Raw genomic sequence first — 24,648 nt, forward strand, 5'->3', positions numbered from 1 at the left:
CCGGCATGCGCGAGAGGGCAAACCTCTGCCTCACATGCCGGTGAAGACGCGCCATGCGCTCAGGCGAGCAGGCGTTTCTCGAACGGATAGTCGGACAGCAGTTCCACACGGCCGTCGTCGCGCACATACACCTGCTCCTCCAGCTTGACGCCTTCACCCCCGTCTTCATGACCGATGTAGCTTTCGATGCACAGTGTCATGCCAGGCTCGATCACACCGTCATAACCCTTGGCGTCGTTGTCCTCACGATGGACGATGTACGGATATTCTCCGGTCATGCCGACGCCATGCGCGAGTGCGAAATAGCGGCGCGCCCGGTAGGGGCCGGGAATCTTCCACGCTTTCGCGATGAACTCCTGGAACGTCGCGCCGGCACGCACGTTCTCCATGTTCGAATGGATCTGTTCATAGGCGAGCTTATAGAGGTTTTTCTGTGCCGCCGTGGCCGGACCGTCGCCGCACAGGAAGGTTCGCGAGAAGTCCGCGTAATAACCGAAGCGCCCCACTACGTCCGTATCGAGGCCGACTAGCTCGCCGACCTGGATCTTGCGCGGACTGCTCTCCTGGAACCACGGATTGGTGCGCGGCCCCGAGCTGATCAGACGTGTCTCCACGTAGTCACCGTCCGTTTCGATAATGTGCTTGTGCAGATGCGACCAGAGTTCGTTTTCGCTGATGCCGGGCATGAGCGCCGCTTCCAGCTTACGCACGCCCTCTTCGGCAGCACGCAGCGATGAACGGATCATCTTGATCTCGTTGGGAACCTTGATCGATCGCGCCCGTTCGAGCGGTTCCTGTGCGTCGCTGATCTGATAGCCGCGCGCCTGCAATGCAAAGGCCGCCGCCGATGTCGCACTTTCGATGGCGATGCGTTTGCCGCCGCCACTCTGCTTGACCAGTTCATCGATTTCATCGGCCCAGCGCTCGGTGACGCGGCCCAGCATGTCGTCGCAGAAGTAATAGGAAATCGCGGTGGCGGGCCGCACTTCATCGACCGTATCGAGTCCGTCGGCGAGAAAATCGCAGCCTGCGTATTCGAACAGCACAACCTTGCCTTCGGCCGGCACGAATAGATAACGCGCCGGATTGCGCATCGAATAGACCTGCATGTTGCGCGAGCCGGTCGCATAGCGCATATGCGTGGGGTCGAACAGGATCGCGGCGGTCAGATCGCGCTTTTTCAGTTCGCGCCGTACGGCGGCAAGCCTGTCACGTTGGATCTGCGCGATTTCCTCCACGGTCGGTTCGCAATCTTCCGGGCGGTGAGTCGGGCGAATAATCGTCATGTTTTTGAAGGGGACGTAGGATGGTTTTTGGAAAAAACTTCAATCAACGAGGTTGTCGGCACGCACGAGGCGTTGCTCGGCTTCCAGATGCATTTCGGACACGCGTCCATACAGTTGGCGCGTGCGTTCGAGCCTGCCAATCACACCAGGCTTCTGCGAGTACGCGAAGATCGCTGTGTGCCGGTCGATTCCGCCTTGCACCTGCGTGACGCGGTGCAGCGAAAAGCGTCCCTTGAACAGTTGCAGATCGCCGGGCTGCAACGTGATTACGTTGACCGGCGCGCGCGTTTCGCCACGCACTACGCTGCCCACGTCGCCATAGTTCTCGCCCTGGGGCGAACGGATATTCGGGCAATACTCGAAATCGCCGCCCGCTTCCGGCTGTTGCGTCATCATCGAGACGATGAATTCGTTGGTGTCGTAATGCCACGGCTGTTCGGTGCCGGGCGGCATGACGTTCTGAACCAGCCCGGCATAGGGGTCCGCGTATTCCCAAACGCGCGCTTCACCGAGGCAGGCGGCAACGAAGCGTTTCATCGCCTGGGCCACATAGATGCGGTGCACGATCGCGTCGGCGGGGATTACATCGCGGGTGACAAAGCCACTGGTGCGGTCCATGAAGACGCGGCGCGGATCGTCGGCAGGCAGCGTCGGGTCGTCCACAGTGAAGTAAGCGTTGACCTTACGAATCGAAAAGTAGGTCTTGCCCGCCAGGGCCACGCCTTCGGCCCGCGCCTGGGCCAGCGCCTCGGGCCGCAGGAAGCCGTGCAGCACCGCACTGCCGTTGCCCGCCAGGTGAGCGCGGCAGTTCGCGATCAGTTCGCGCATGCGGGGATGGTCCGGATCGTGCAAGGGATAGCGCCCGGTATCGACGATGTCGCTCAAATCGTTGCATTCGGCATCGGCAAGAGGAAGACTGACTGACACGGAGAGACTCCAGATTAGGGGTTCAGACTGATTTGTGACGCGAATTGTTTTCGACAACAATCACCTCACTGACGCCCCCATGTTTTGATCGCCAAATTTCTTTGGAAAGCGAGTAATTCCGATGGCTTCCATCAGCGGACCCGATTGGTCGAAACTGAGTTCTCTGGACCCCGAACTGGTGCGGGCATTCGTTACCGTGGTTGACAGCGGCGGATTCACCGCGGCGGCCAAACTGCTGCACCGCACACAGTCGACCATCAGTCTGCGGATCCGCACGCTGGAGGAGCGGTTGGAAACGCATATGTTTTTGCGTAGCAGCCGGCGGCTCGCTTTGTCGCGCGATGGCGAGAATTTTCTGATTCACGCCCGGCGCATTATTCAGGTGCAAAACGAGGCGATCGCCGCGCTGAACCGGAGTAATAGCGATGGGGTGATCCGGTTTGGCCTGCCCGAGGACTATGCAGAGTTATGGCTGCCTGAATTGCTCAAGAAGTTTTATGCGCTGAGGCCGGGTGCGCGGCCGCATATTCATTGCCGGATGTCGTTGGAGTTGCTGGAGCGGTTGCAGGCTGGGGAGTTGGATCTGGCTTTAGTGGTGCGGCATGGGTCGCAGACCAGTGGGCGGCATCTCGGGCGTGAGGAAGTGGTGTGGGCCGCGCATCGGGATTTTGTTCTGGAGGCTGGGGCGCCGGTGCCTCTTGCCTTGTTTCCTGAGACTTGTTGCTATCGGCAGCGGGGGCTTGAAGCGCTTGCCGCGGTTGAGCGGCACTATCAGGTTGTGTATACGAGTCAGAGTCCTACCGGGATCAAGGTTGCGGTTAATCATGGGGCGGCTGTTACGATTATCGATCGGTGTACGTTGCCGGATAACTGGCGGGTGCTTGGGGTTCAGGATGGGTTGCCCGCCTTGCCCGCGGCCGATCTTGAGTTGCATCGGGCTTCTGTTAATCGGGATCCTGCTGTGGATGTGCTTGCGGCTTTGATTGAGGAGATGGTTGTTGAGAGGCGCAATTTGGCGGTTGCTGTTAGCGCTTAGCGGTGCTGCTTGTCTCGTGGGGGTGGTCTTTTCTTGATCTGGCTTTTGGGCCTTTCCTTGATCTGGCCTTTGGGCCTTTCCTTGATTTGTTATCGGTTTATTAGCGTCGCCCCTGTGCGGGGCAGGCACCTACTTTTCTTTGCCTGCTGCAAAGAAAAGTAGGCAAAAGAAAGCAGCTCACACCGCTAGCTCGTAAGCGGGTCCCTCGCACAGTCGCGGTAGTGGTGCATCTGGAATCCGTGCTCTCGCACATTCCGCCCTGGTGACAAGGCAGTCATGCCTCCGGCGGCGCTGCGCGCGCCGACCCGTATTTCTTAAAACCATCTGTCTCAGTTCTTCCCCTCTCGACTCATTTCACTGCTCCGCTCTTCATCTCGTCTCATCTCATCTCGTCTTGTCTCTCCTCGCTTCGCGCGCTCTCTCCCCGCCTCGTCAAGTCATTCGGATAGCAAACGTTCCGTGATTCGGCTGGCGACTCTCCAGCGCTTGCTCCATCGGCGTTTCCGATTGATCCCATCAGAATTCCTCGCTTTGCAAAAAGTATTGGCCGGAAAATCATGCGTCGGCCACTTGCCCAAACCATTCTGGATATCTTATGAAAAAGAAAGTCATCGCCCTCGCCCTGCTCGGCGCCACGTCCCCCGCTTTCGCACAGAGCAGCGTGACGCTATACGGGGTCATCGATGAAGGTGTCGACTACACCAATAACGTCGGACACGGTAGCGTCGTGGAGCTCGCAAGCGGCTACGCACAAGGCAGCCGCTGGGGCATGAAAGGCTCGGAAGATCTCGGCGGTGGCCTCAAAGCAATCTTTCAACTCGAAAACGGCTTCGATCTGAATTCCGGCCGGCTCAATCAGGGCGGCCGCATGTTCGGCAGGCAAGCCTATGTGGGTCTGAGCAGCGACCGCTTCGGCACCGTTACGCTAGGCCGTCAATACGATTCGGTGGTCGACTATCTCGCGCAGACCACCGCCAACGGCAATTGGGCCGGCTATCTGTTTGCGCATCCGTACGACAACGACAACACCGATAATTCGTTCCGCGTCGATAACACCATCAAATACGCTAGCCCGGATATCTCGGGGTTCCAGTTCGGTGGCACGTACAGCTTCAGCAACGATACGAATTTCGCCAACAACCGTCAGTACAGCTTCGGTGCTCAGTACGCAAACGGCGGTCTGCTGGTCGCAGCGGCCTATTTGCAAGCAAATAATCCCGGCGTCGGTTCGAACGGTGCAATCACCGCGAACGATGCAAGCTTCATCGCTGGACGTATGCGCGTGTTCGGCGGCGGGATCAACTACACGTTCGGCTCGGCGACTGTCGGCTTCGCGTATACCAACTCGAACTACAAGGATCCCATCGGTAACGGCTATATCGGTATCCCGCTCGCTGCAAACGGCGTCCTGCTGAATACGCTGAAATACCAGAACTTCGAAGTGAACGGCAAATACCAGATCACACCTGCGCTCTTCGTTGGCGCACAGTATGTCTACACGATGGAGACTTACGACGCCTCGACAGGCAGCGTAAAACCCAAGATCCACTCCGTCGGCCTGATGGCTGACTACAACCTGTCAAAACGCACGGACGTCTACATCCAGGGCGAGTATCAAAAGGTCGCCGGCAGTTCGACCAACTCGATTCTCGACGACGCATTCGTCCCAGGCACGCAGTCTCCTTCGTCGACGCAGAATCAGGTCGTGGCTCGCGTGGCGCTTCGCCATAAATTCTAAAAGACGCGTCGCCGCACGCCACGCTTCAACCCGATCACTCAAGCCAAACCCGGAATGCGCGGCCCGCCTCGCATTCCGCCACCAGCTCCGTCAACTTGACTCCCGGCAGATGTGAAGGTAACCTACGAAGGTAACCTTCACATCTGCCGGTATGTCCAGCAACGACACTCAGCCCACACGCTCCTCCTCCGATTCCGACGCCCTGCACGCAACGGCGGGAGACTTGCGCATACTTGTCGGCAAGCTGCGCCGCCGGTTGCGCGAAGAAGCGCACGTGGGCGATTTCACGCCGTCGCAGGTGCAGGTTCTGATCCTGCTGGAGCGCGAAGGTCCGGCAACGGTCACAACGCTCGCGCGCATCCACGGTATGCGTCCGCAATCCATGGGCGAGACGCTTTCGATTCTGAAAGCTGCCGGGCTCGTGAGTGGCGCACCGGATCCGAACGACGGGCGGCAAACTGTTCTCTCCCTCACGCCCACCTTCCGCAAGCAGATCAAGGCAAGCCGCGCGGCACGCGAAGACTGGCTGTTCCGTACGATGCAGACCCGCTTCTCCGCCGCCGAACAGAAACAGCTCGCGATCGGCGTCGACTTGCTCAAGCGCCTTATCGACTCGTAACCTCCAGGAAAACACCATGGCCCTCACTACGCTCGACGCAAAGACTGCATTGGTCGTCATCGATTTGCAGCAAGGCATCGTCGCACTGCCCACCGCCCACCCCACCGCGGAGGTCGTCAAGCGCTCCGTTGGTCTGGCCGATGCATTTCGTCGCCACGGTCTGCCGGTGGTGCTCGTCAACGTGGCGGGCGGCGCGCCAGGCCGCGCGGAGCAGTCGCGTCCTGCCGGTGACTTCCCCGCCGGCTTTGCAGACCTCGTTCCCGAACTGAACCAGCAGCCGTCGGATCATCTGGTGACCAAGCGCACCTGGGGCGCGTTCACGAACACCGACCTCGAAGCGTATCTGCGCAAACAAGGCGTCACGCAGGTGGTACTGGTCGGCGTGGCCACCAGCATCGGCGTCGAGTCCACCGCGCGTTTCGCACAGGAACTCGGCTTCAACGTTACGTTCGCGATCGACGCGATGACGGACATGAACCTGGACGCTCACACCAACAGCATCGCGCGAATCTTCCCGCGCCTCGGCGAAACCGGCACGACGCAGGACGTCCTCGATCTGCTGGAAACATCACGCGCATGATCATGCGTCTGAACCGCTGCGCAGCGCGAATCGTCCACGGGAAGATGTCCCGGTGAGTGGCACATTCCGTTCACTGCGCACGTTCAACTACCGGGTCTGGGCCAGCGGCGCGATCGTCTCCAACGTCGGGACATGGATGCAGCGCACGGCGCAGGACTGGCTCGTGCTCACTGAACTCACGCATCACAATGCAACCTCCGTGGGCATTGTGATGTCGCTGCAGTTCGGGCCGCAAATGCTCCTGCTGCCCCTAACCGGCTATGCGGCCGATCATTTCGATCGCCGCAAGCTGCTGTTCGCCACCCAGGGGGCGATGGGCACATTGGCGTTGTGCCTCGGGATTCTCACCGTGACCGGCCTCGTGCAGTTATGGCAGGTCTATGTGTTTGCGGGCTTGCTCGGCTGTGTCACCGCGTTCGATTCGCCGGCGCGTCAGACCTTTGTCTCCGATCTGGTGGGAGAAGCCGATCTGTCGAACGCGGTCGCGCTGAACTCCACCTCGTTCAACGCGGCACGTATGATCGGGCCTGCTGTCGCAGGGCTGTTGATCGCCTCAGTGGGCACGGGCTGGGTGTTTCTGATCAACGGGCTCTCCTTCGTCGCCGTGCTCGGTTCGCTGCGCATGCTGCGCGTCAGCGAACTGAATTTGAAACCACGTGCGACACGCACGCGCGGCAGCTTCGTGGAAGGCTTCAAGTATGTGTGGACGCGCCCCGATCTGAAAGCCGCGCTGTTGATGATGTTTCTGATCGGTACGTTCGGGCTGAACTTCCCGATCTTCATCTCGACCATGTCGGTCACCGCCTTTCATGCGGGTGCGAGTCAATATGGGGTACTGAGCTCGACCATGGCAATCGGCTCGGTAACCGGTGCGCTGCTCTCCGCACGCAGGGCGAAACCTCGCATGGCTCTTCTGCTCGGCGCAGCGGCGGTTTTTGGCGTGGGCTGCACGGTCGCCTCGTTAATGCCGAACTACGTATTGTTCGGCCTGGCACTCGTCGTGGTTGGCGTAGCGACGCAGACGTTCAACACGTCGACGAACAGCCTCGTGCAAATCTCCACCGAGCCGGCCATGCGTGGCCGGGTCATCGCGATCCTGCTGGCCATCGCGTTAGGCGGCACGCCGCTCGGCGCACCGGTAGTGGGTTGGGTCGCGGATCGCTTCGGCCCGCGTTGGGCGCTCGGCGTCGGCGCTGCATCGGGCTTCGCGGCGGCGGTCGTCGGCTTGATGTATCTGGTCAAGTATCGTCAGTTGCGCGTGTATGTCGAGGCGGGCTGGTTGCGCTACAGCATTGACGACCCGCGCCAGGCGCCGCTTTACGTCAGCCCGGCAACCGCGGTGCAGAATGCCGTGCTGAGCGAAGCGGAAGAGGATTCGTCCGCGGGTGTTTAAGGGCTGCGGCGTGATCAGTAGCGCGGTGCATCAGAACAAATGCGTGATCGCAACCCGCGCCATCACCTGGTGCGAATTCGACGACACATTAAAAAGCCGCTCCTGAAATCAGGCGCGGCTTTTTCATTACAGAAATACTGCTCTATCGATTACTTCGCCACCGGCATCGTGAACTCAGCACCCTTCGCGATGCTATCGGGCCAGCGCTGCATGATGCTCTTGTAGCGCGTATAGAAACGCACGCCCTCTTCGCCATATGCATGGTGATCGCCGAACAGCGAACGCTTCCAGCCGCCAAACGAGTGCCATGCCATCGGCACCGGAATCGGCACATTGATGCCGACCATGCCCACCTGAATCTGCCGGCCGAACGCACGCGCCATGCCGCCATCCGACGTGAACAGCGACACGCCGTTGCCGAACTCGTGCGCATTGATCAACTCGACCGCACTCGCGAAATCGGGTACACGAACCACCGCCAGCACCGGCCCGAAGATTTCTTCCTTGTAGATCTTCATCTCCGTGCCGACCTGGTCGAACAGCGACCCGCCGATGAAGAAACCGTCTTCGGTCACGACCGGATGTGCACGGCCATCGACGATCAGTTTCGCGCCTTCCGCCACGCCCGAGTCGATATAGCCGGCCACCTTGGCCTTATGTTCCGCGGTAACCAACGGACCCATTTCGGCGTCCAGGTTCTCGCCGTTCTTGATCACCAGCGACTTCACACGCGGCACCAGACGCTCGATCAGTTCATCGGCGACATTGCCGACCGCCACTGCGACCGAGATCGCCATGCAGCGCTCGCCCGCCGAACCGTAGGCAGCGCCGATCAATGCGTCGACAGCCTGGTCCAGATCGGCGTCCGGCATCACCACCAGATGATTCTTCGCGCCGCCCAGCGCCTGCACGCGCTTACCGCGCTTCGATGCTTCCGTGTAGATGTATTCGGCAATCGGCGTGGACCCGACAAACGACAGCGCCGCGACGTCCGGGTGTTCGATCAGCGCATCCACGGCCACCTTGTCGCCGTTCACGACGTTGAACACGCCATCGGGCAAACCGGCTTCTTTCAGCAGTTCAGCAATGCGCAACGACGCCGACGGGTCACGCTCCGACGGCTTCAGCACGAACGTGTTGCCGCAGGCGAGCGCGACCGGGAACATCCACATCGGCACCATCACCGGGAAATTGAACGGCGTGATCCCCGCCACCACCCCCAGCGCCTGACGCAGATTCCAGTTGTCGATGCCGCCGCCGATCTGATCGGTGAAATCGGTCTTCAGCAGATTCGGAATGCCGCAAGCGAACTCGACGACCTCGATACCGCGCACCACTTCGCCTTGCGCGTCCGTGAACACCTTGCCGTGTTCGCGCGTGATCAGCATGGCGAGTTCGTCGTGGTGCCGGTTCAGCAGTTCCTTGAACTTGAACAGAATGCGTGCGCGCTTGATCGGCGCGGTTTCGCTCCAGGCGGGAAAGGCAGCCTTCGCAGCTTTAACCGCAGCGTCCACTTCCCCGACCGATGCCAAAGCGACCGAGCCGGTCACCTGGCCGGTAGCGGGATTGAACACGTCCTTGACGCGGCCGCTGGTCGACGCAGCCGGCGCACCATTGATGTAATGGCCCAACTGCTGCACCGACAGCTTCGCTTGTTCGTTCACTGCATTCATTTCGTTACCTCGAGTTCGGGATAGGCCGCAAGGGTTGACCACCGGGCCTTAAGCAAAAAGTTCAAGCTACGTCGCGCAGCACGCGAGCGGTGAAATGCCGGGCGGGGATCTGCTGGGCGGCATTCCGCCGGACGGCGCTCCGCTGGGCGGCATTCCGCCGGGCGGCGCTCCGCTGGACAGCACTCCGCAAGGCGCACCCCACTTGCCGGCAGGCTCCATCAAGACCCGCCAACTGTATCGACGGTACCGGTCATATTCCCGATACAGCACAATAAAACCGCGCCTCACTGTATTGTTTTTCGCGCGGCAACTGTACTGGCCGGTGAGGCCGAGATTGCTAGAAAAACCGATCGCAACCACGGTCGATGATCCGCTCACGCGTCAGCGCCACTGCTCGGTCAATTCGTTGGCCAGCACCATCTTCTCGCGGATGAGTTCAGTCAAACCGGCGTCCGCGCCGCCCTGCGTCTTAAGGAATTTCAACGCCGCGGAATGAACCGCTCGCATTGACCGGCCGTCGATCCCAGCCATGCGCGCCGCGCTGCGACGCGTTTCCTCGACCAGGTCGCGTGCGTTGCCGAAGTCAGGCGACAAACCACTCTGCGCCTCGAACTCGGCGCGCAATCCGGCCGCATAGTCGCGCGACTGTCCCAACCGGTCGATGTCGATCATCAGATCGACGCCGTCCACCATCCGCAACGCACCAAGAATCCACAACGCGACGAACGCCCGATACGCGTTGTTGCCTTCCGCTGTGCGCGCATATTGCTCGCATGCCATGGCGTAAGCGTCATCCGAAGTCGGCACGGCAGGCGGCAAGCTTACGCCGCAGATTTCGATAGCCTGCCGAACCAGAGGCTCCGACTGATTCAGACCCAGCACGCGAAACGGTGCGGCCACAAAGAACGGATTGCTCCATTGCTGGTTGAGCAGCCACCCCGAGGCAAATTGCGATGCGGGATTTCGCAGCACCGCGGCATGCATGGCTTGCGGGAATGCGCGCCTGAGCCACGGCAGACGGCCCGACGAACGGCAAAACTTGAAGACGGGTACGCTGCCTTGCGCGGCGGTCCGCTCGCACAGATGGGTCAAATAAGCCTGCAGCGCGGGAAATTCCACATCCGGCACAGGCGAAAATCGATCGGTACCGAAGCGCTTCCTGTATCCGGCTACGCCGCGCGTGCCCTCTTGCAGAAACGGCCGGTACTCTTCGAAATACGGCTTGGCAAGCGGGGGATGTCCAGAGGTCAGGGTAGGACGGGACGCGGAAACGTCGGCAAGGCTCAGATTGGCGAGCACGTTGCTGAACGGTTCATAGAATCCGGTCACGGAATCGAGTGCGCGCAGACGCGACCAGACCCACGTCCCCGCGCTGCGCCACCCCGTGTGCAGAAATACCCCCCGTTTCAGGGCGCTGTGTTGCGGGTCTTCGGCTGGCTGGGAAGCGGGATCGTTCGGCATGCTAGTCAGGCTGTCGGCTTCGTTACGGAAGCGTCAGTTTAACTTGCGGCTCGGGCAAGCACCTCCAGTTGCGCAAGCAGCGTTGCCGGTATGCCGATGCCGTCGCGCGCGGCAGCCTCGGCCACTTCATCTCGCCGATAACCTGGCAGACGCACACCGTCGTCCACGAGCATCAGGTCAATCAGCGTCTCGATCCGCGCCTCGTATATCGCGGTGCCCGCGAGCGCAGCCGGGTCGATGATCCAGAAAAGATGCCCGACGCGCGAACGCGCGCCCTCGGCGGTGAGAAACGATCCGGCCTCCGCCCCGAACTGCGCTCCAGATAACGCGGCCGCCAACAATTCAACCATCAGCGCGAGCATGGCCCCCTTGGCGCCGCCGAACGGCAGCATCATGCCGTCGAGCGCGGCCTGCGCATTGGTGGTCGGCTGGCCGTCCGCGGTGGTCGCCCAACCCTGCGGAATCGGCTTGCCGTCTCTCGCCGCAACCATGATCTTGCCGCGCGCCACCTGCGATAGCGACAGGTCGATGGTGAGCGGCCGGCCCTTCGAACGAGGAAAGACGGCCGCGATCGGGTTCGTGCCGAAGAGCGGTTTCTTGCCGCCCCAGGCCGGCATCGACGCAGGCGCATTGCTGAATGCGAGCCCAACGAGCCCGGCCGCGCCGATCGCTTCGAGGTGATACGCCCCCGCGCCAAAATGATGACTGCGCACAATGCTTGCCGCTGCCGTACCAAACTGCCGTGCCCGCTCGATGCCGGTCGCAATCGCCAGTTCGCAGGCCGCGAAGGCGAGGCCGTCGGCCGCGTCGATCAGAAAGGCCGCGCCCTTGTCGCGTACGATGCCCGGCACGGCCACCGGATCGACGCGGCCGTTGCGCAGTTGCGCGACGTACATCGGCAGGCGCGCTACGCCGTGCGACGCGAGCCCGCGCATGTCAGCGTAGACGAGCGCGCGCGTCGTAGCATCGGCCGTCGCAGGCGTCGCGCCCGCTCCCAGCAAGGCCGCGCGAGCAAGTTGGCCCAGTTCATCGGCCGCAACGTATCGCAGGTTCGAATCGCTCATTTGTGACTCTCACGCATCGCCTGACGCGAGGACAGCGGCATCGTCGCGCCGTCCACCTCATTCGTGCTGTCCTGTAGCGCTGCGTTGCGCGGCGAAGCAAGCACGGCACGCGCCGTCTCCACATCGAACACGCCTTCCCAGCGCGCGACCACTAACGTCGCCACCGCATTGCCTATCATGTTCACGATTGCGCGCACTTCGTTCAGCACGCGGTCGATGCCGATGATGAGCGTGATGCCCGCCACCGGAATGATGTTGTGGGTGGACAGCGTCGCCGTCAACGCAACCAGCGCCGCACCGGCTACCCCCGCCCCGCCCTTCGAGGTCAGCATCAGGATCGCCAGCAGCCCGATCTGCTGCATCAAGGTGAGGTGCGTGTTGGTCGCCTGCGCGATGAAGAGCGAGGTCATCGTGAGGTAAATCGCGGCACCATCCAGGTTGAATGAATAGCCGGTTGGCAACACGAGACCGACGACCGACTTCGGACAGCCGAGCCGTTCGAGTTTCTCCATCAGGCGCGGCAGCACGGATTCGGTGGTCGAGGTGCCGAGTACGATCAGCAGTTCTTCGCGCAGGTATTTAAGGAGTGGCCAGAGACCCACGCCCGCCCAGCGGCATGCCGTACCCAGCACGATCACGACGAACAGGATGCTCGTGATGTAGAAGCACAGGATCAGCAGGCCGAGTTGCTGCAGACTCGCGATGCCGTACTTGCCAACCGTAAATGCGATCGCGCCGAAGGCGCCGAGCGGCGCGAGCCGCATGATCATCTCGACGATCCGCATCAGCACGTCGCCGAACTGCTCGATGCCACGCTGAAGAATCCGGCTGCGCCCGGACATGATCGACAACGCGATCCCGAACAACACCGAAAACAGCAGTACCTGCAACAGATCGCCGCGCGCAAACGCGCCGACGACCGAATTCGGCACGATCTGATCGAGGAAACTCGCTTGCGACTGCGTATGCGCCTCGCTCACGAAGCGCGACACGCCGCTCGCGTCAAGTGTCGCAGGATCGATGTTCAGTCCCGCGCCCGGATGCACCAGGTTCGCGACCGCGAGCCCGATGACGAGCGCGATCGTCGTCACGACTTCGAAATAAAGGATCGTCTTGAAGCCCACGCGCCCGACCTGCTTGAGGTTCTCCATGCGCGCGATGCCAATCGACACCGTGCAGAAGATCAGGAGCGTGATCAACATCTTGATCAGGCGGATGAAAGTGTCGCCGAGCGGCTTGAACTGAACGCCGAGCGACGGCGCGAAATGACCGACGAGAATGCCGGCCGCAAGTCCGATCAGGACCTGCACATAGAGATGCTTGAGCACGCGCAAGATGGTGTCTCCTCCACTCGCTGCTGCCAGAAGATAGACGGGCGCGCCGTACGGCACGCCCGCTTCGTCGAACGGTGTCGTGCCGGCGCGCACCGGACGGGGACTTCGTTTTGCCCTGCTGCTTCTATCGGTAATGCAGTGATGCTGTGCTGCGTTTGTGCTTGCGGCGGATCAGGCGCTTTCGAACAGCCGCGTCAGCACAAATTCACGATGGCCGAGCGTTTCCGCCGAAGTCCAGCGGCCGTTCGCCGTGGCGAGCATGCATTCGAGCAGGCGGTCGCCGGACTGGTCGAGGTTTTGCTCGCGTTGCAGGATGCCGGATACGTCCACATCGATATGCTCACTCATCGTGCGCACGGTGCGTGGGTTCGCGCAGATCTTGATGACCGGCACGATCGCGTTGCCGATCACGTTGCCTTGGCCTGTCGGGAAAAAGTGAACCGCGAAACCCGAGGCCGCGCACAGCGTGACCATCTCGGCTGCTGCGGACGACGAATCCATGAACCAGAGACCCGGATGTGTCGGCATTTCGGCCTTGTCGAGCACGCCGTCGACCATGCACTTCTTGCCGATCTTCTGGATGTTGCCGAGCGCCTTTTCCTCGATGGTCGTGAGGCCGCCCGCAATGTTGCCCTTGGTGGGTTGCGACTCCGACAGGTCGTCGGTCTTCCAGCGATTGATCATGTCCTGGTAGCGATCGAACATGAACTGGAAGCGCTCGCGCACGCCGTCGTTCGCACAGCGCGCGGCGACAATCTGCTCGCCGCCCGTCAGCTCCGAGGTCTCGCCGAACACGAGCGTGGTGCCGAGCCCGTACAACTTGTCGAACGCGTTACCGACGGTGGGGTTCGCGCCGCAGCCGGAGGTGGTGTCCGACTCGCCGCATTTTGTCGACACCCACAGGTCGCTGATCGGGCACTCTTCGCGCTCCAGCGCGGTCGCATATTGCACCATCTCCCTGGCTGCTTTCGACGCCCGCATGATGGTGTCGTGGTCGCCATGCAGTTCGATGCCGAAGCCCATGACCGGCTTGCCCGACGCAGCGATGCCGTCGACCACGCGCTTGGTCCAGCCTTCCTCGATACCGATCACAACGACCGCCGCGACGTTCGGGTTGCTGCCCGCGCCGATCAGCGTGCGAAAGTGCAGGTCGAGGTCCGCACCGAACTGCAAACGGCCGTACGGATGCGGCAGCGCCATCGTGCCCTTGATGTTGTTCTCGACCGCTTGCGCCGCCGCGTTCGACAGATCGTCGACCGGCAGGATGATCACGTGATTGCGTACACCCACACGGCCGTTGCTGCGGCGATAGCCGCGGAAAGTCGTATCCAGTTCAATGACGCTCATGGTGTCTCTCTCGATATGGGAAAGCGAAATGTTGTTTGCTGCCTGGGGCACACGGCTTACCAGCGCTTTGTCTTGATGTTGTGCACATGGGCGTGCTCGCCCGCGGTGATCGGCGCGACCACCTTGCCGATATCGACGCCGTACTTGAACACCGTGTCGCCGACGGCCATGTCCTTGAGCGCCACCTTGTGGCCGATCGGGATGTCCTGCTTCGCGGCCACGGTCACGATTTCGTCCTCATCCATGATCCACGCGTTCAGTTGCGTTCCCGCCTGAATTCCTTCGACAACCGCCACACCCACCGTGTCTCTGGCCTCGTGCAACACGATGTGGATCGTCTTGCGTCCGCCCGTTTCAGCCGCCGTGCTCGCGGCGCCATTCGTTTCTGCTGCTGCGTGACTCATCTGCGTCTCCTGGTTGAGTTCAATAAGTGGCCAGTGCGTGCCGGGCGGCGAATCTCATGTCGCCGCTGCGTTGTGTTGAAGTCATCCTAGGCGTCAAATTCATCCATGTCAACTAGATCATCTATATGTGTTACATGAATGGCTTATTGCCGTAAAATCGTGTCAACGCGCTTCAGAAGAATTCAGGGAGAACCATGAGCACCATGACGGAAACGCCGGCCGCCGTCGGCGGCACGCGGTACAAGGAAGTGAAAAGCGCGCTGCTGGCCGCCCTCGCGGCGCATGAATGGAAGGGTGGCGAAGCGATTCCGGCGGAACGGCGTCTCGCAGAGCGCTTTGGCGTCTCGATCGGCACGCTGCGCAAGGCTATCGACGAACTGTGCGCTGAAAACATCCTCATTCGGCACCAGGGCCTTGGCACCTTCGTCGCGATGCACCAGCGCGATCGGCATTTCTTCCGCTTCTTTCGCATCGTGCGCAACGATGGGGACAAGACCTACCCCACCGTGAGCCTCGTCAACTTCCGTAAAGCCAAGGCAGCGCAGAAAGTCGCGGCGCGCCTGCAAATCAGCGAGGGAGTGCCGGTCTTTCAGTTCACGAATCAGCTTGCACTGCACGGTGTGGTCGTGATCGTCGAGAACATCGTGGTGCCGCAGGCGCGCTTCCCAGACCTCACTGAAGCCGCGCTGCGCAATCGTCCGAACACGCTTTACAACTTCTATCAGGATACGTTCGGCATCAACGTGGTGAGTACGGATGAGCGGGTGCGCGTTGGACAGGCGAGCGAACTTGAGAGTGGACTGCTCGAACTCGCCTCTGGCGCATCCGTCCTGGAAGTCGAGCGGATTGCGTATTCGTACAATGAACAGCCGGTCGAGTATCGGCTCACCCACGTGAACACGCAGGAATACGACTACGTATCGAGTTACGCGCGACCCTCGAGCGGCGGATAAACATTGAGAAAAACAACCGAGGCCCTGCCACGATGAACGACTCGGCCGATATCCGGTTTCTGCTGACCATCCGCGAAAGTGGCAGCCTGATCGCCGCGGCACGAAAACTGGGACTGTCACCCTCGGCGGTGACCCAGCGCCTTCAGCAACTGGAAAAGAAGGTGGGCGCGCAACTGGTGAACCGCACGGCACGCCGTTTGCAGTTCACGGAAGAAGGCACACTGCTGTGCGAACGCGGCGCCGAACTGGTCCAGCAGTTCGACTCGCTGTTCGAAGACCTGCAGACCCGCCGGGGCGGTCTGGTCGGCACGCTGAAAATCAATGCGCCACTGGGATTCGGGCGGCGCCACCTGGCGCCCGCCATCGCCGGGTTCCAGCAGCAGAACCCGGATATCGATGTGGCGCTGACGCTATCCGACCAGCCTTTGACCGAGACGATGGACCGTTTCGACATCGTTGTGCATATCGGCGAGTTACCGGTATCGAATCTGGTCGGCTACGCGATTGCACCGAATGCACGCTTCGTATGCGCCGCGCCGGCGCTGCTCAAGCGCATTGGTCAGCTGGAGTCGCCGGAAGAACTGGGCAAGCTGCCGTGCATCGTGCTACGCGAGAACAACGAGGATGTCTCGCTGTGGCAGTTCAGCAAAGGCCGCACGCGGCGCAGCGTGCGCGTTTCTCCGCATTTGAGCTGCAACGACGGCGACGTGATCCGCCAGTGGGCCTGCGAAGGCCGCGGCGTGATCCTGCGCTCAGAATGGGATGTAGCCGATGACATCGCGAAGGGGAGGCTTGTGCGCTTGCTGCCAGGTTGGAAAGCGCCGGATGCCAACGTGATCGCGCTGACACATCAGCGAACCGGATTGCCGGCTCGTACGCGGCATTTCATGCAGTATTTACAGGGCAGATTCAGGCCGTTACCGCCGTGGAGAAGATAGACGTTATAGCGTACGGATCGCATGAGTTAAACACGGTAGATTCAATCAAACTGAATTTGAGAGTTAGCCTGTCTGAACGTTGGACGAACACCTGGACTTTATAATCGGCTTACCGCTTCTCACCGTTCCTCGCCGGTTAAATCATGCCCTCTCTATCGTCTCCGGCCGCTTACCCCAAGGCGGTCCTCTTCGACCTCCTGACCGCCCTGCTCGACTCGTGGACGTCATGGAATCACGCCGCAGGTTCAGAACCTGCGGGCCGCGCATGGCGTGCGGCCTATTTGCGCCGGACCTACGGCTGCGGCCGATACATCGCGTATGAACAATTGGTGCGCGAGGCAGCCGCCGAAGTTGGACTGCCGGAATCCGCGGCAATCGCGCTCGAAGCCGACTGGTTGAAGCTTGCGCCCTGGAGCGGCGCCCTCGACACATTGCAGGCGCTCCACCCGCATTGCAAACTGGCGATCGTCACGAATTGCTCCATTCACCTCGGTACACAGGCCGCCAATATTCTCCCAATCCACTGGGACGCTATCGTCACCGCTGAAGAAGCCGGCATGTACAAGCCGGACCCGTTGCCTTACCGGCTCGCGCTCAGCAAACTTGGCGTGGACGCCCATGAGGCCGCGTTCGTGGCCGGTTCCAGCTACGACATGTTCGGCACGGCCGCGGTCGGCTTGCGGACTTACTGGCACAACCGCGTAGATCTGCCGCTGGTGGCGGGAGCACAGCCGCCCGAGATCGAGGCGCCGACGCTCGACTCGCTAGTCCCATGGCTCAGCCGCTTCGGCCAGACCTGAGGCCACTCCATTCCCCGGTGAACACATGAAACTCGACCACATCGACACCCCTGCCGCGCTGATCGACATCCCCCGGATGCAGAAGAACATCGCGAGAATGCAGGGCCATATGAACGGGCTGGGCGTTGCATTCCGTCCGCACGTCAAGACCACCAAATGCATCGACGTGGTCCGCGCGCAGATCGCCGCCGGTGCACGCGGCATCACGGTCTCGACCCTGAAAGAGGCGGAGGCGTTCTTCGCGGCGGGCGTCAGCGATATCCTCTACGCGGTCAGCATCGCCCCTTCAAAGCTGCCACGAGCGCGGGCGTTGCGCCGCCAGGGTTGCGATCTGAAGCTGGTGGTCGACAATCCGACCGCCGCCGCAGCCATCGCCGCATTTTCGGACCAGCACGGCGAATCCTTCGAAGTGTGGATCGAGGTGGACACGGACGGCCACCGCTCCGGTATTACGCCGGAACAGGACACGCTGCTCGAAGTCGGCCGGATCCTGCATGAGAACGGCGTCAAGGTGGGCGGTGTGATGACCCATGCGGGTTCCAGCTACGAGCTTCATACGCCGCAAGCGCTTGCCGCGCTTGCGGAGCAGGAACGCGCGGGCTGCGTGCGCGCGGCACAACGCCTGCGCGATGCGGGCATTCCTTGCCCGGCCGTCAGCGTCGGTTCAACGCCCACGGCCCTCGCCACCGGGCAACTGGACGGCGTGACCGAAGTACGCGCGGGTGTCTATGTTTTCTTCGATCTGGTCACGCACAACGTCGGCGTGTGCACGCTTGAAGATATCGCGCTCAGCGTGCTCGCCACCGTGATCGGCCATCAGGCGGATAAAGGCTGGGCGATTCTCGACGCAGGCTGGATGGCGATGAGCCGCGATCGCGGCACCTCGAAGCAGGCGCACGATTTCGGCTACGGTCAGCCCTGTCTGCTGAACGGAACACCGCTCGGTGGTTATGTGGTGAGCGGCGCCAATCAGGAGCACGGAATTCTGTCGTCATCGCAAGAAAGCGCGCACGCCGGTGATATCACGCAGCGCTTTCCGATTGGCATGAAGCTGCGCATCCTGCCCAATCACGCCTGCGCGACTGGCGCGCAGTTCCCCGAATATCACGCCGTCTCGGCGAACGGCGACAGCGTCGAGTGGCGACGTTTTCAGGGCTGGTGAAGAACTGATCGCGGGTTGCAGACCGGCTGCCGCGGCGCCGACGACACTCATGAAAAGCCGGCACGGCGCCGAACAGCATCACCGTGCCGTGTCGTGCCGCGCCTCACCGAATCAGAACTGATGCTGAATGCCTGACGTCACCACCAGTTGCCGGCGCGTACTCGATGGCGACACACCATAAATCTGCGCCACCGCATGTCGCCCCTGTTGCGCCACGCCGATCAAATAGAGCGTCGTGCGCTTCGATATCGCGTACTCGGTACCGAGGTTGATCTGATCCCAGCCCGGTTCCGCATCACCCGTGCCACTGCCTGAATAGCGTCCATTGGTGCGGATGTAGGCCACGCCCGTTTCCCACGACGGCGTAATCTGCCACGTCAGGTTCGCCTCGTAGTTATCGAGCGTCAACGCGGTCGCGTCCAGATAGCGGTACTGCGTTTTCGAGTACATGCCGCCCAATGTCAGCGCGCCGAAGAACTGGTAGGAAGCCCCGGCGAGCCAGATACGCTGCCGCTTCACCCCCGCCGTGCTGGCAATGCTGCTCGAAAACGTATTCTCATAGTCGTCGTACACGCCTGCACCCGGCGCGCCCAATGCGCCGGCGGGCTGCGCGTCAGGCCGATCGGCCTGTAGAAAGCCGATACCCGCCGCGAACGGTCCGCGTGCGTAAGCAGCGCCCGCGCTCATCATGCGATTGTTCGCAAAGCCCGACGAACCGTCCGTGGCCGCTGCCTGATTGCTGAAACCGTAGGTCGCGCCGAAACTCAATCCGGCGAACTGCGGGCTCGCGTATTTGACGGTATTGCTGACCTTGAAGCTCGCATTGGTGTTATCCGCATCGCCGACGTGGGCGCCGATGTAACCCGCCCATGTTTCGTTGGTCGCGAAACCCGAGACGGTGTCGATCGTCGTGTCCCATTGCCGGCCCATCGTCAGCGTGCCGAAGCGGTCGTCGGCGAGGCCCACGTAGGCTACGTTGAACGCGCGACCGGTGCCGTGCCCGTTCTGCATGTTGAACGGGCTCATCAAACGGAAGATCGCATGCGATCCGCCACCCAGGTCTTCGCTGCCAGTCACAATCCAGCGCGATGCGGTCAACTGCCCACTGGTCGTCGACCAGTCGGAATGGCCGCCGCTATTGTTCGCGTAGAGGATGCCCGTATCGATAATGCCGCTCAGGGTGACGCGACTTTGCGCATGAGCGGCGAACGGCACACCGAACAACCAGGCGCAGGACGCAGCGACGAGCGTCATCCTCACGGTTTTTTCTCGTGATTTCAAAGTACTCTCCAAATCCAGGTGACTAGTTTTTTACTGGTGGCGCCAAAACCGGCGTACCTACGACCCGGGCAATCTCAGCACCGTGCGAAAACCAATGTGGTTGGTGCCCATCGTCACGTCCTGCGCGTGGCGTGCGCTAGGCCGGTAGCGTTTGCAATAGATCGGCGAACAGAGAAACGAGCCGCCTTTGATGGTGCCGAGTTCTGTGCTGCGCGCCTTGGCCACCAGCGCGTCCTCGAGATCCACGTTCGGGTTCGGCGGCGGCTCGCTCGCCTGCTGCGCGTGGCTCTGCTGCCACGGATCCTTTACCCACTGCCAGACATTGCCGACCATGTCGTATAGCCCATAGCCGTTGGCCGGAAAGCAACCGACCGGAGAAGTGGACACGAAGCCGTCTTTCGCGGTGTTCTGAAACGGAAAGGCGCCCTGCCAGGTGTTGGCCATCATCTTCGAACGGATGGCGAAGGTGTCGCCCCACGGGTAGGTGGTCGAGGTGCCGCCATGCGCCGCGTACTCGTATTCGGCTTCGGTCGGCAGATCGCGGCCGCGCCACTTCGCGTAGGCCAGTGCATCCTCATACGCGATATGCACGACCGGATGATTGCCGAGCCCATCGATCGAACTGTCAGGCCCGGTGGGATGCCGCCAGTCGGCACCCGGCACGAAATGCCACCACTGCATCGCGCCGACCAGCAGGTCCTTCGGCGGCAGAAACACCGTCGAGCCGGGCCGCGTCATCTCTGCCGGCAACGACGGATAACGCTTCGCATCGAGTCCACGTTCAGCCAGAGTCTTGTACCCCGTCGCCGCAACGAAGCGGGCGTACTCCGCGTTCGTCACGTCGTAGCGATCGATCATGAAGCTGCCCACTTTGACGCTCCGCGCAGGTGCTTCTTCCGGATAACCGCCATCGGAGCCCATCACAAAGCTGCCGGCAGGCACGCGGACCTGATCGCTCTCTGACGATGCCGGCGGCAAACCGTTGAACGCCTTGCACGCCTGCAAATTACCGAGCGCCACAGTTCGCGGTGCGGCACCGTTCGCCACCGCCCCCGCCAGCGCCGCCTGAGCCAGCACGACGCACGCAACCGTTGCCCCATACCGCACGATCAAATTTCGCATATGCATGCTCATGCCGGCACTCCTCAGTAGTCCATACGCGGATACGAGGTATCGCGCCACGTCTCGACAACGTTGTTCTGCTGCACGTATTGCGCCCACTCGGTCAGCATCTCTTCGAGTACATCGGGACGCTTCGCGGAAAGATCGTGCAGTTCGGCGATGTCGTGAGCGAGGTCATACAGTTGCCAGTGACCCTTGCCGTTGTCGTAGGAATAAACCAGTTTCCAGTGGCCCTTGCGCAGCGCATTACGCCCCATCAGCTCCATGCCGTACACGTAGTCGTTCACATGCACACGCTTGCGCTCGCCGGTCAGGTACGGCTTCATCGACATGCCCTGCATAGGCAGTACGGTGTGGCCGTGGAATTCGATGCCGGGTTGTTTGATATTGGCGAAGTCCAGAATGGTTGGCGTCAGATCCTTGACGGTGAGCACCTGCTCGCTCTTGCCCGCCTGAACATGTCCGGGGAACGACACGAATGCCGGCGAGCGGATCCCGCCTTCATTGGTGTACGCCTTGAAGAGGCGGAAGGGTTGAGCACTCACCTGTCCCCACGCCGGTCCCTCGAACACGAACGAATTGGCACGGCCGATGTTGTCGAGCGAGTTGTCGAAGGTCTGCGCGATCCACTTGGCGTTGCCGCTATCCTCTTCCCATTTGTTGCCTTCCGGGCCGTTGTCCGACAGGAACACGATCAGCGTGTTGTCGTACTGGCCGCTCGCCTTCAGGTAATTGATCAGGCGACCGACGTTACGGTCGAGATCGCCCACCAGCGCCGCGTAGGCCTCCATCGTGCGGGCCGAACGCGCCTTCTCGTCGACGCTCAAGGCGTTCCACGGTTTCGTGCCCTGTGGCAACGGCGCGGGCTTCGCGTCGTTCGGCACGAGACCGAGGCGCTTCATCTTGTCGATACGGCGCTGGGCAATCACGTCATAGCCGACGTCGTACTGGCCGCGCACCTTTTGCAATTCATCGTCAGGTGCCTGCAGCGGCAAATGCGCCGCCGTATAAGCCGCATATGCGAAGAACGGTTTGCCGCCACGCTGCGAATCCTGCAGATAGGCAATCAACTTGTCGGTGTACGTCCGCGATGAATAGAAGTCGGCCGGCAAATCGATCTTCTTGCCGTTCTCGCGATAGGTCGGCTCCGGCGCATCCGACGTAATCGTCATGACCTTCTGCCTGAAATGCGACGCGCCGCCGTTCATCAGCGCATAAGACCGTTCGAAGCCACGCTGATCGGGGCGCATACCATCGCTGCCGCCCAGATGCCATTTACCGGCCATCACGGTCCAGTAGCCGCCGTCTTTCATGATTTCCGGCAAGGCCGCCACCCGCTGATTCAAGCCGCCTTCGTAGCCGGGATGGTTGACCTCCTCCGGTGTCAGATGCGGCGTGATCATCTCCGCCATATTGCCGAGACCAGCAAGATGATTGTCCATGCCGGAAAGCAGCATCGAACGGGTCGGCGAACAGGTCGGCGCGACATACATGGTGTCGAGCAGACGGCCGTGTGCGACCAGTGCATCGAGATTCGGCGTCGCAATTTCGCTGCCGAATGCGCCGATGTCCGAGCGACCGACATCGTCGGCGACGATCAGCAGTACATTGGGACGCGCGCCGGGTGCGGCCACCGGCGCAGCCGGTGCGGAAGCTGCAGCAGCCGCGGCAGCCGCCTGCGCGAGCGGCATCATGACGGTACACGCACCGCCTACGAAGGTTGCTGCCAGGATGGTACGAAAGCTCATTTGATCTCCATTTCCACGATGTCTTCCTAACCTCGATTCATGTCTTGTTGCCATGAAGCTTTGACGAAATGCTTTACAACCTTGACCGCCCCAGCCGCTCGAACGCTTCACGGTCGCGTTGCTTGAGGTTTTTCGCCGCGAGCACGCCAGCCACCGCGAAAATCGGCAGCAACGCGGTCAATGCATACGACACACCCACACCCGCACCGGTCAGCAGCGGAAAATTCACGACCGCAAGCACCAGCACAACCGTGAGAGCGAGACCGGACAGCACCGGCAGCACGCCCACACGCATCACGCCCGCGTCGTCACGGCCGATCCGCTTGAAGAACACGAACACCGCCGCCGAAGAAAGCGCCATCAGCGCGATGATGCAAAGCGTCGCCACGTTCGTGAGCCACGAGAACAGCGTCAGAACCGGATCGGCGTGCGCCACGATGAACACCAGCACAACGATTGCGGCCACGGCGGTTTGCAACAGCGAGCCGATATGCGGACTGCAATGAACGCGATGCGTACGGCCGAGCGCCTGCGGGAGCAAACCTTCACGACCCGTAGCGAAGAAATAGCGCGATGCGGAGTTGTGAAAAGCCAGCAAGCCCGCATACACGCTTGTGATGAACAGCACGCTCATCGCCGCGGTGAGTGTCTTGTTGGCATAGTGATCGGAAAGCGTATAGAGGAACGTGGTCGGATCGCTCAATGCGGTGAGCGTCTTGACGATCTTGTCGCTGCCCGCGCCGATTACCATGCACCACGCGGAAAACGCATAGAACACGCCAATCAGCAGCACCGAAATATAGGTCGCCAACGGCACCGTGCGTTGCGGGTCTTTCGCCTCTTCGCTATAGATCGTGGTCGCTTCGAAACCGATGAAGCTTGCGAAGCAGAACAGAAAACCGATTGCAGGCGTGCCGCTCATGAAGGTATGCGGCGTGAACGAAGCTGCGTTGATGCCGCTGTCGCCGCCGCTTTTCAGAATGGCCAGATCGAGAATCAGCACGACGATATATTCACCGAACACCAGCAGCGAAAGCACCTTCGCGGACAGATCGATCTGCCGGTAGCCAAATACGCCGATGCTGGCCATCGCCACAAGCGAGCAGATCCACCACGGCGCATTGAGGTTGAAGTGCGCGTTCAGGAAGCCCGAGGTCACCGCGCCAAACATGCCGTACAGACCGATCTGCATCGTGTTGTAGCCGAGCAGTGCGATCAATGCCGCCGCCCCGCCCGCGGTGCCGCCGAGACCGCGAGCCGTGAACGCATAGAAACCGCCGGCGTTGGTCACGTGCCGCGACATTGCCGTATATCCGGCGGAAAACATCAGCAGAATCACTACCGTGGCGACCAGCAAGGCCGGTGTGCCTGCGCCGTTACCGAGCATGATGCCGATTGGAAAGCCGCCTGCGATCGCGACCAGCGGCCCGGCCGCCGAGATTACGAAGAAGATGATGAAGCCCAGTCCTAACGCCCCCTTGCGTAACTCGGTGGACGGTGACGGTTCAGCGACGACGCTCATGTTTTCGGCTCCTGGATTTTCATTCGTCTGCATCACGACGAAGTCGGGTGCAGTGCAAGTGTTGATGCACTGTAGAAAGCCAAAAATGCCGAGCGGGAGCACAAATCGGCAACGCATCGCGAACTTGGGTTTACGCCTAGGCTTCGCCTACGCAGCCAACCAGGGCATTGAATCTGGACGTGAAGGATCGGGCGGGACGCGCGCAGGCACGCCCGCAAACGGGATTCGTTCACGAGTGAGAATCAGACAAGGAGGGCCAC

Annotated in this window: 21 protein-coding genes; 9 read left to right on the plus strand and 12 right to left on the minus strand. The window is 61.3% G+C overall.

Going from position 1 to position 24,648, the window contains the following annotated elements; genetic code table 11:
* Nucleotides 1-59: 59 nt before the first annotated feature.
* On the minus strand, nucleotides 60-1,286 hold the full coding sequence (locus PQR40_RS00410; RefSeq protein ID WP_408508181.1) for a M24 family metallopeptidase: 1,227 nt from the start codon (nucleotides 1,284-1,286) through the stop codon (nucleotides 60-62).
* A 39-nt stretch (nucleotides 1,287-1,325) separates the two neighbouring features.
* Nucleotides 1,326-2,213, minus strand: a complete 888-nt coding sequence (locus PQR40_RS00415; protein WP_408235718.1) for a HalD/BesD family halogenase — start codon at nucleotides 2,211-2,213, stop codon at nucleotides 1,326-1,328.
* A gap of 121 nt (nucleotides 2,214-2,334) precedes the next feature.
* On the opposite strand from PQR40_RS00415, the gene PQR40_RS00420 reads away from it, so the two are divergent.
* From PQR40_RS00420 to PQR40_RS00440, 5 genes are all read left to right on the plus strand, one after another.
* Entirely contained in the window at nucleotides 2,335-3,249 is a 915-nt protein-coding gene (locus PQR40_RS00420) for a LysR substrate-binding domain-containing protein (protein WP_408235721.1), read from the plus strand.
* 595 nt (nucleotides 3,250-3,844) lie between these two features.
* Nucleotides 3,845-4,987 (plus strand): porin, encoded by a 1,143-nt coding sequence (locus PQR40_RS00425; protein ID WP_408235724.1) that lies wholly within the window; start codon nucleotides 3,845-3,847, stop codon nucleotides 4,985-4,987.
* 151 nt (nucleotides 4,988-5,138) lie between these two features.
* Nucleotides 5,139-5,606 (plus strand): MarR family winged helix-turn-helix transcriptional regulator, encoded by a 468-nt coding sequence (locus PQR40_RS00430; protein ID WP_408338496.1) that lies wholly within the window; start codon nucleotides 5,139-5,141, stop codon nucleotides 5,604-5,606.
* A gap of 16 nt (nucleotides 5,607-5,622) precedes the next feature.
* On the plus strand, nucleotides 5,623-6,186 hold the full coding sequence (locus PQR40_RS00435; protein ID WP_408508182.1) for an isochorismatase family protein: 564 nt from the start codon (nucleotides 5,623-5,625) through the stop codon (nucleotides 6,184-6,186).
* 52 nt (nucleotides 6,187-6,238) lie between these two features.
* On the plus strand, nucleotides 6,239-7,579 hold the full coding sequence (locus PQR40_RS00440) for an MFS transporter (RefSeq protein ID WP_408338500.1): 1,341 nt from the start codon (nucleotides 6,239-6,241) through the stop codon (nucleotides 7,577-7,579).
* 149 nt (nucleotides 7,580-7,728) lie between these two features.
* On the opposite strand, the gene PQR40_RS00445 is transcribed toward PQR40_RS00440, so the two are convergent.
* From PQR40_RS00445 to PQR40_RS00470, 6 genes are all read right to left on the minus strand, one after another.
* The gene (locus PQR40_RS00445) at nucleotides 7,729-9,252 is read right to left on the minus strand and encodes a CoA-acylating methylmalonate-semialdehyde dehydrogenase (protein WP_408508183.1); all 1,524 of its coding nucleotides are present in this window, start codon (nucleotides 9,250-9,252) and stop codon (nucleotides 7,729-7,731) included.
* Nucleotides 9,253-9,633: 381 nt separating this feature from the next.
* Entirely contained in the window at nucleotides 9,634-10,713 is a 1,080-nt protein-coding gene (locus tag PQR40_RS00450) for a hypothetical protein (protein ID WP_408235739.1), read from the minus strand.
* Between the two features lie 38 nt (nucleotides 10,714-10,751).
* A complete protein-coding gene (locus PQR40_RS00455; RefSeq protein WP_408508184.1) occupies nucleotides 10,752-11,777 on the minus strand; it encodes an Ldh family oxidoreductase in 1,026 nt (341 codons plus the stop codon).
* Entirely contained in the window at nucleotides 11,774-13,111 is a 1,338-nt protein-coding gene (locus PQR40_RS00460; protein ID WP_408508333.1) for a C4-dicarboxylate transporter DctA, read from the minus strand. The genes PQR40_RS00455 and PQR40_RS00460 overlap by 4 nt, the downstream gene beginning before the upstream one ends.
* A gap of 171 nt (nucleotides 13,112-13,282) precedes the next feature.
* On the minus strand, nucleotides 13,283-14,458 hold the full coding sequence (locus PQR40_RS00465; RefSeq protein WP_408235745.1) for a UxaA family hydrolase: 1,176 nt from the start codon (nucleotides 14,456-14,458) through the stop codon (nucleotides 13,283-13,285).
* Between the two features lie 56 nt (nucleotides 14,459-14,514).
* On the minus strand, nucleotides 14,515-14,784 hold the full coding sequence (locus PQR40_RS00470) for a UxaA family hydrolase (RefSeq protein WP_266241527.1): 270 nt from the start codon (nucleotides 14,782-14,784) through the stop codon (nucleotides 14,515-14,517).
* A 272-nt stretch (nucleotides 14,785-15,056) separates the two neighbouring features.
* Here PQR40_RS00470 and PQR40_RS00475 point away from each other — a divergent pair, with 272 nt between their 5' ends.
* From PQR40_RS00475 to PQR40_RS00490, 4 genes are all read left to right on the plus strand, one after another.
* On the plus strand, nucleotides 15,057-15,815 hold the full coding sequence (locus PQR40_RS00475) for a GntR family transcriptional regulator (protein WP_408235748.1): 759 nt from the start codon (nucleotides 15,057-15,059) through the stop codon (nucleotides 15,813-15,815).
* A gap of 32 nt (nucleotides 15,816-15,847) precedes the next feature.
* Nucleotides 15,848-16,753, plus strand: a complete 906-nt coding sequence (locus PQR40_RS00480) for a LysR family transcriptional regulator (RefSeq protein WP_408235751.1) — start codon at nucleotides 15,848-15,850, stop codon at nucleotides 16,751-16,753.
* Between the two features lie 143 nt (nucleotides 16,754-16,896).
* Nucleotides 16,897-17,553, plus strand: a complete 657-nt coding sequence (locus tag PQR40_RS00485; RefSeq protein WP_408235754.1) for an HAD family hydrolase — start codon at nucleotides 16,897-16,899, stop codon at nucleotides 17,551-17,553.
* A gap of 25 nt (nucleotides 17,554-17,578) precedes the next feature.
* The gene (locus PQR40_RS00490) at nucleotides 17,579-18,715 is read left to right on the plus strand and encodes a DSD1 family PLP-dependent enzyme (protein WP_408508185.1); all 1,137 of its coding nucleotides are present in this window, start codon (nucleotides 17,579-17,581) and stop codon (nucleotides 18,713-18,715) included.
* Nucleotides 18,716-18,826: 111 nt separating this feature from the next.
* Here the strand turns inward: PQR40_RS00490 and PQR40_RS00495 are convergent, their stop codons facing one another.
* The 4 genes from PQR40_RS00495 to PQR40_RS00510 form a co-directional block, all read right to left on the minus strand.
* On the minus strand, nucleotides 18,827-19,996 hold the full coding sequence (locus PQR40_RS00495; protein ID WP_408235757.1) for a porin: 1,170 nt from the start codon (nucleotides 19,994-19,996) through the stop codon (nucleotides 18,827-18,829).
* A gap of 57 nt (nucleotides 19,997-20,053) precedes the next feature.
* On the minus strand, nucleotides 20,054-21,118 hold the full coding sequence (locus PQR40_RS00500; protein ID WP_408235760.1) for a formylglycine-generating enzyme family protein: 1,065 nt from the start codon (nucleotides 21,116-21,118) through the stop codon (nucleotides 20,054-20,056).
* Between the two features lie 23 nt (nucleotides 21,119-21,141).
* A complete protein-coding gene (locus tag PQR40_RS00505; RefSeq protein ID WP_408508186.1) occupies nucleotides 21,142-22,866 on the minus strand; it encodes an arylsulfatase in 1,725 nt (574 codons plus the stop codon).
* A 73-nt stretch (nucleotides 22,867-22,939) separates the two neighbouring features.
* Nucleotides 22,940-24,388: an APC family permease gene (locus tag PQR40_RS00510; RefSeq protein WP_408235766.1), complete on the minus strand. Its 1,449-nt coding sequence runs from the start codon at nucleotides 24,386-24,388 to the stop codon at nucleotides 22,940-22,942.
* Nucleotides 24,389-24,648: the final 260 nt, after the last annotated feature.

Origin of the sequence: Paraburkholderia sediminicola, from assembly GCF_046026855.1 — a bacterium.
GTDB lineage: Bacteria > Pseudomonadota > Gammaproteobacteria > Burkholderiales > Burkholderiaceae > Paraburkholderia > Paraburkholderia sediminicola_A.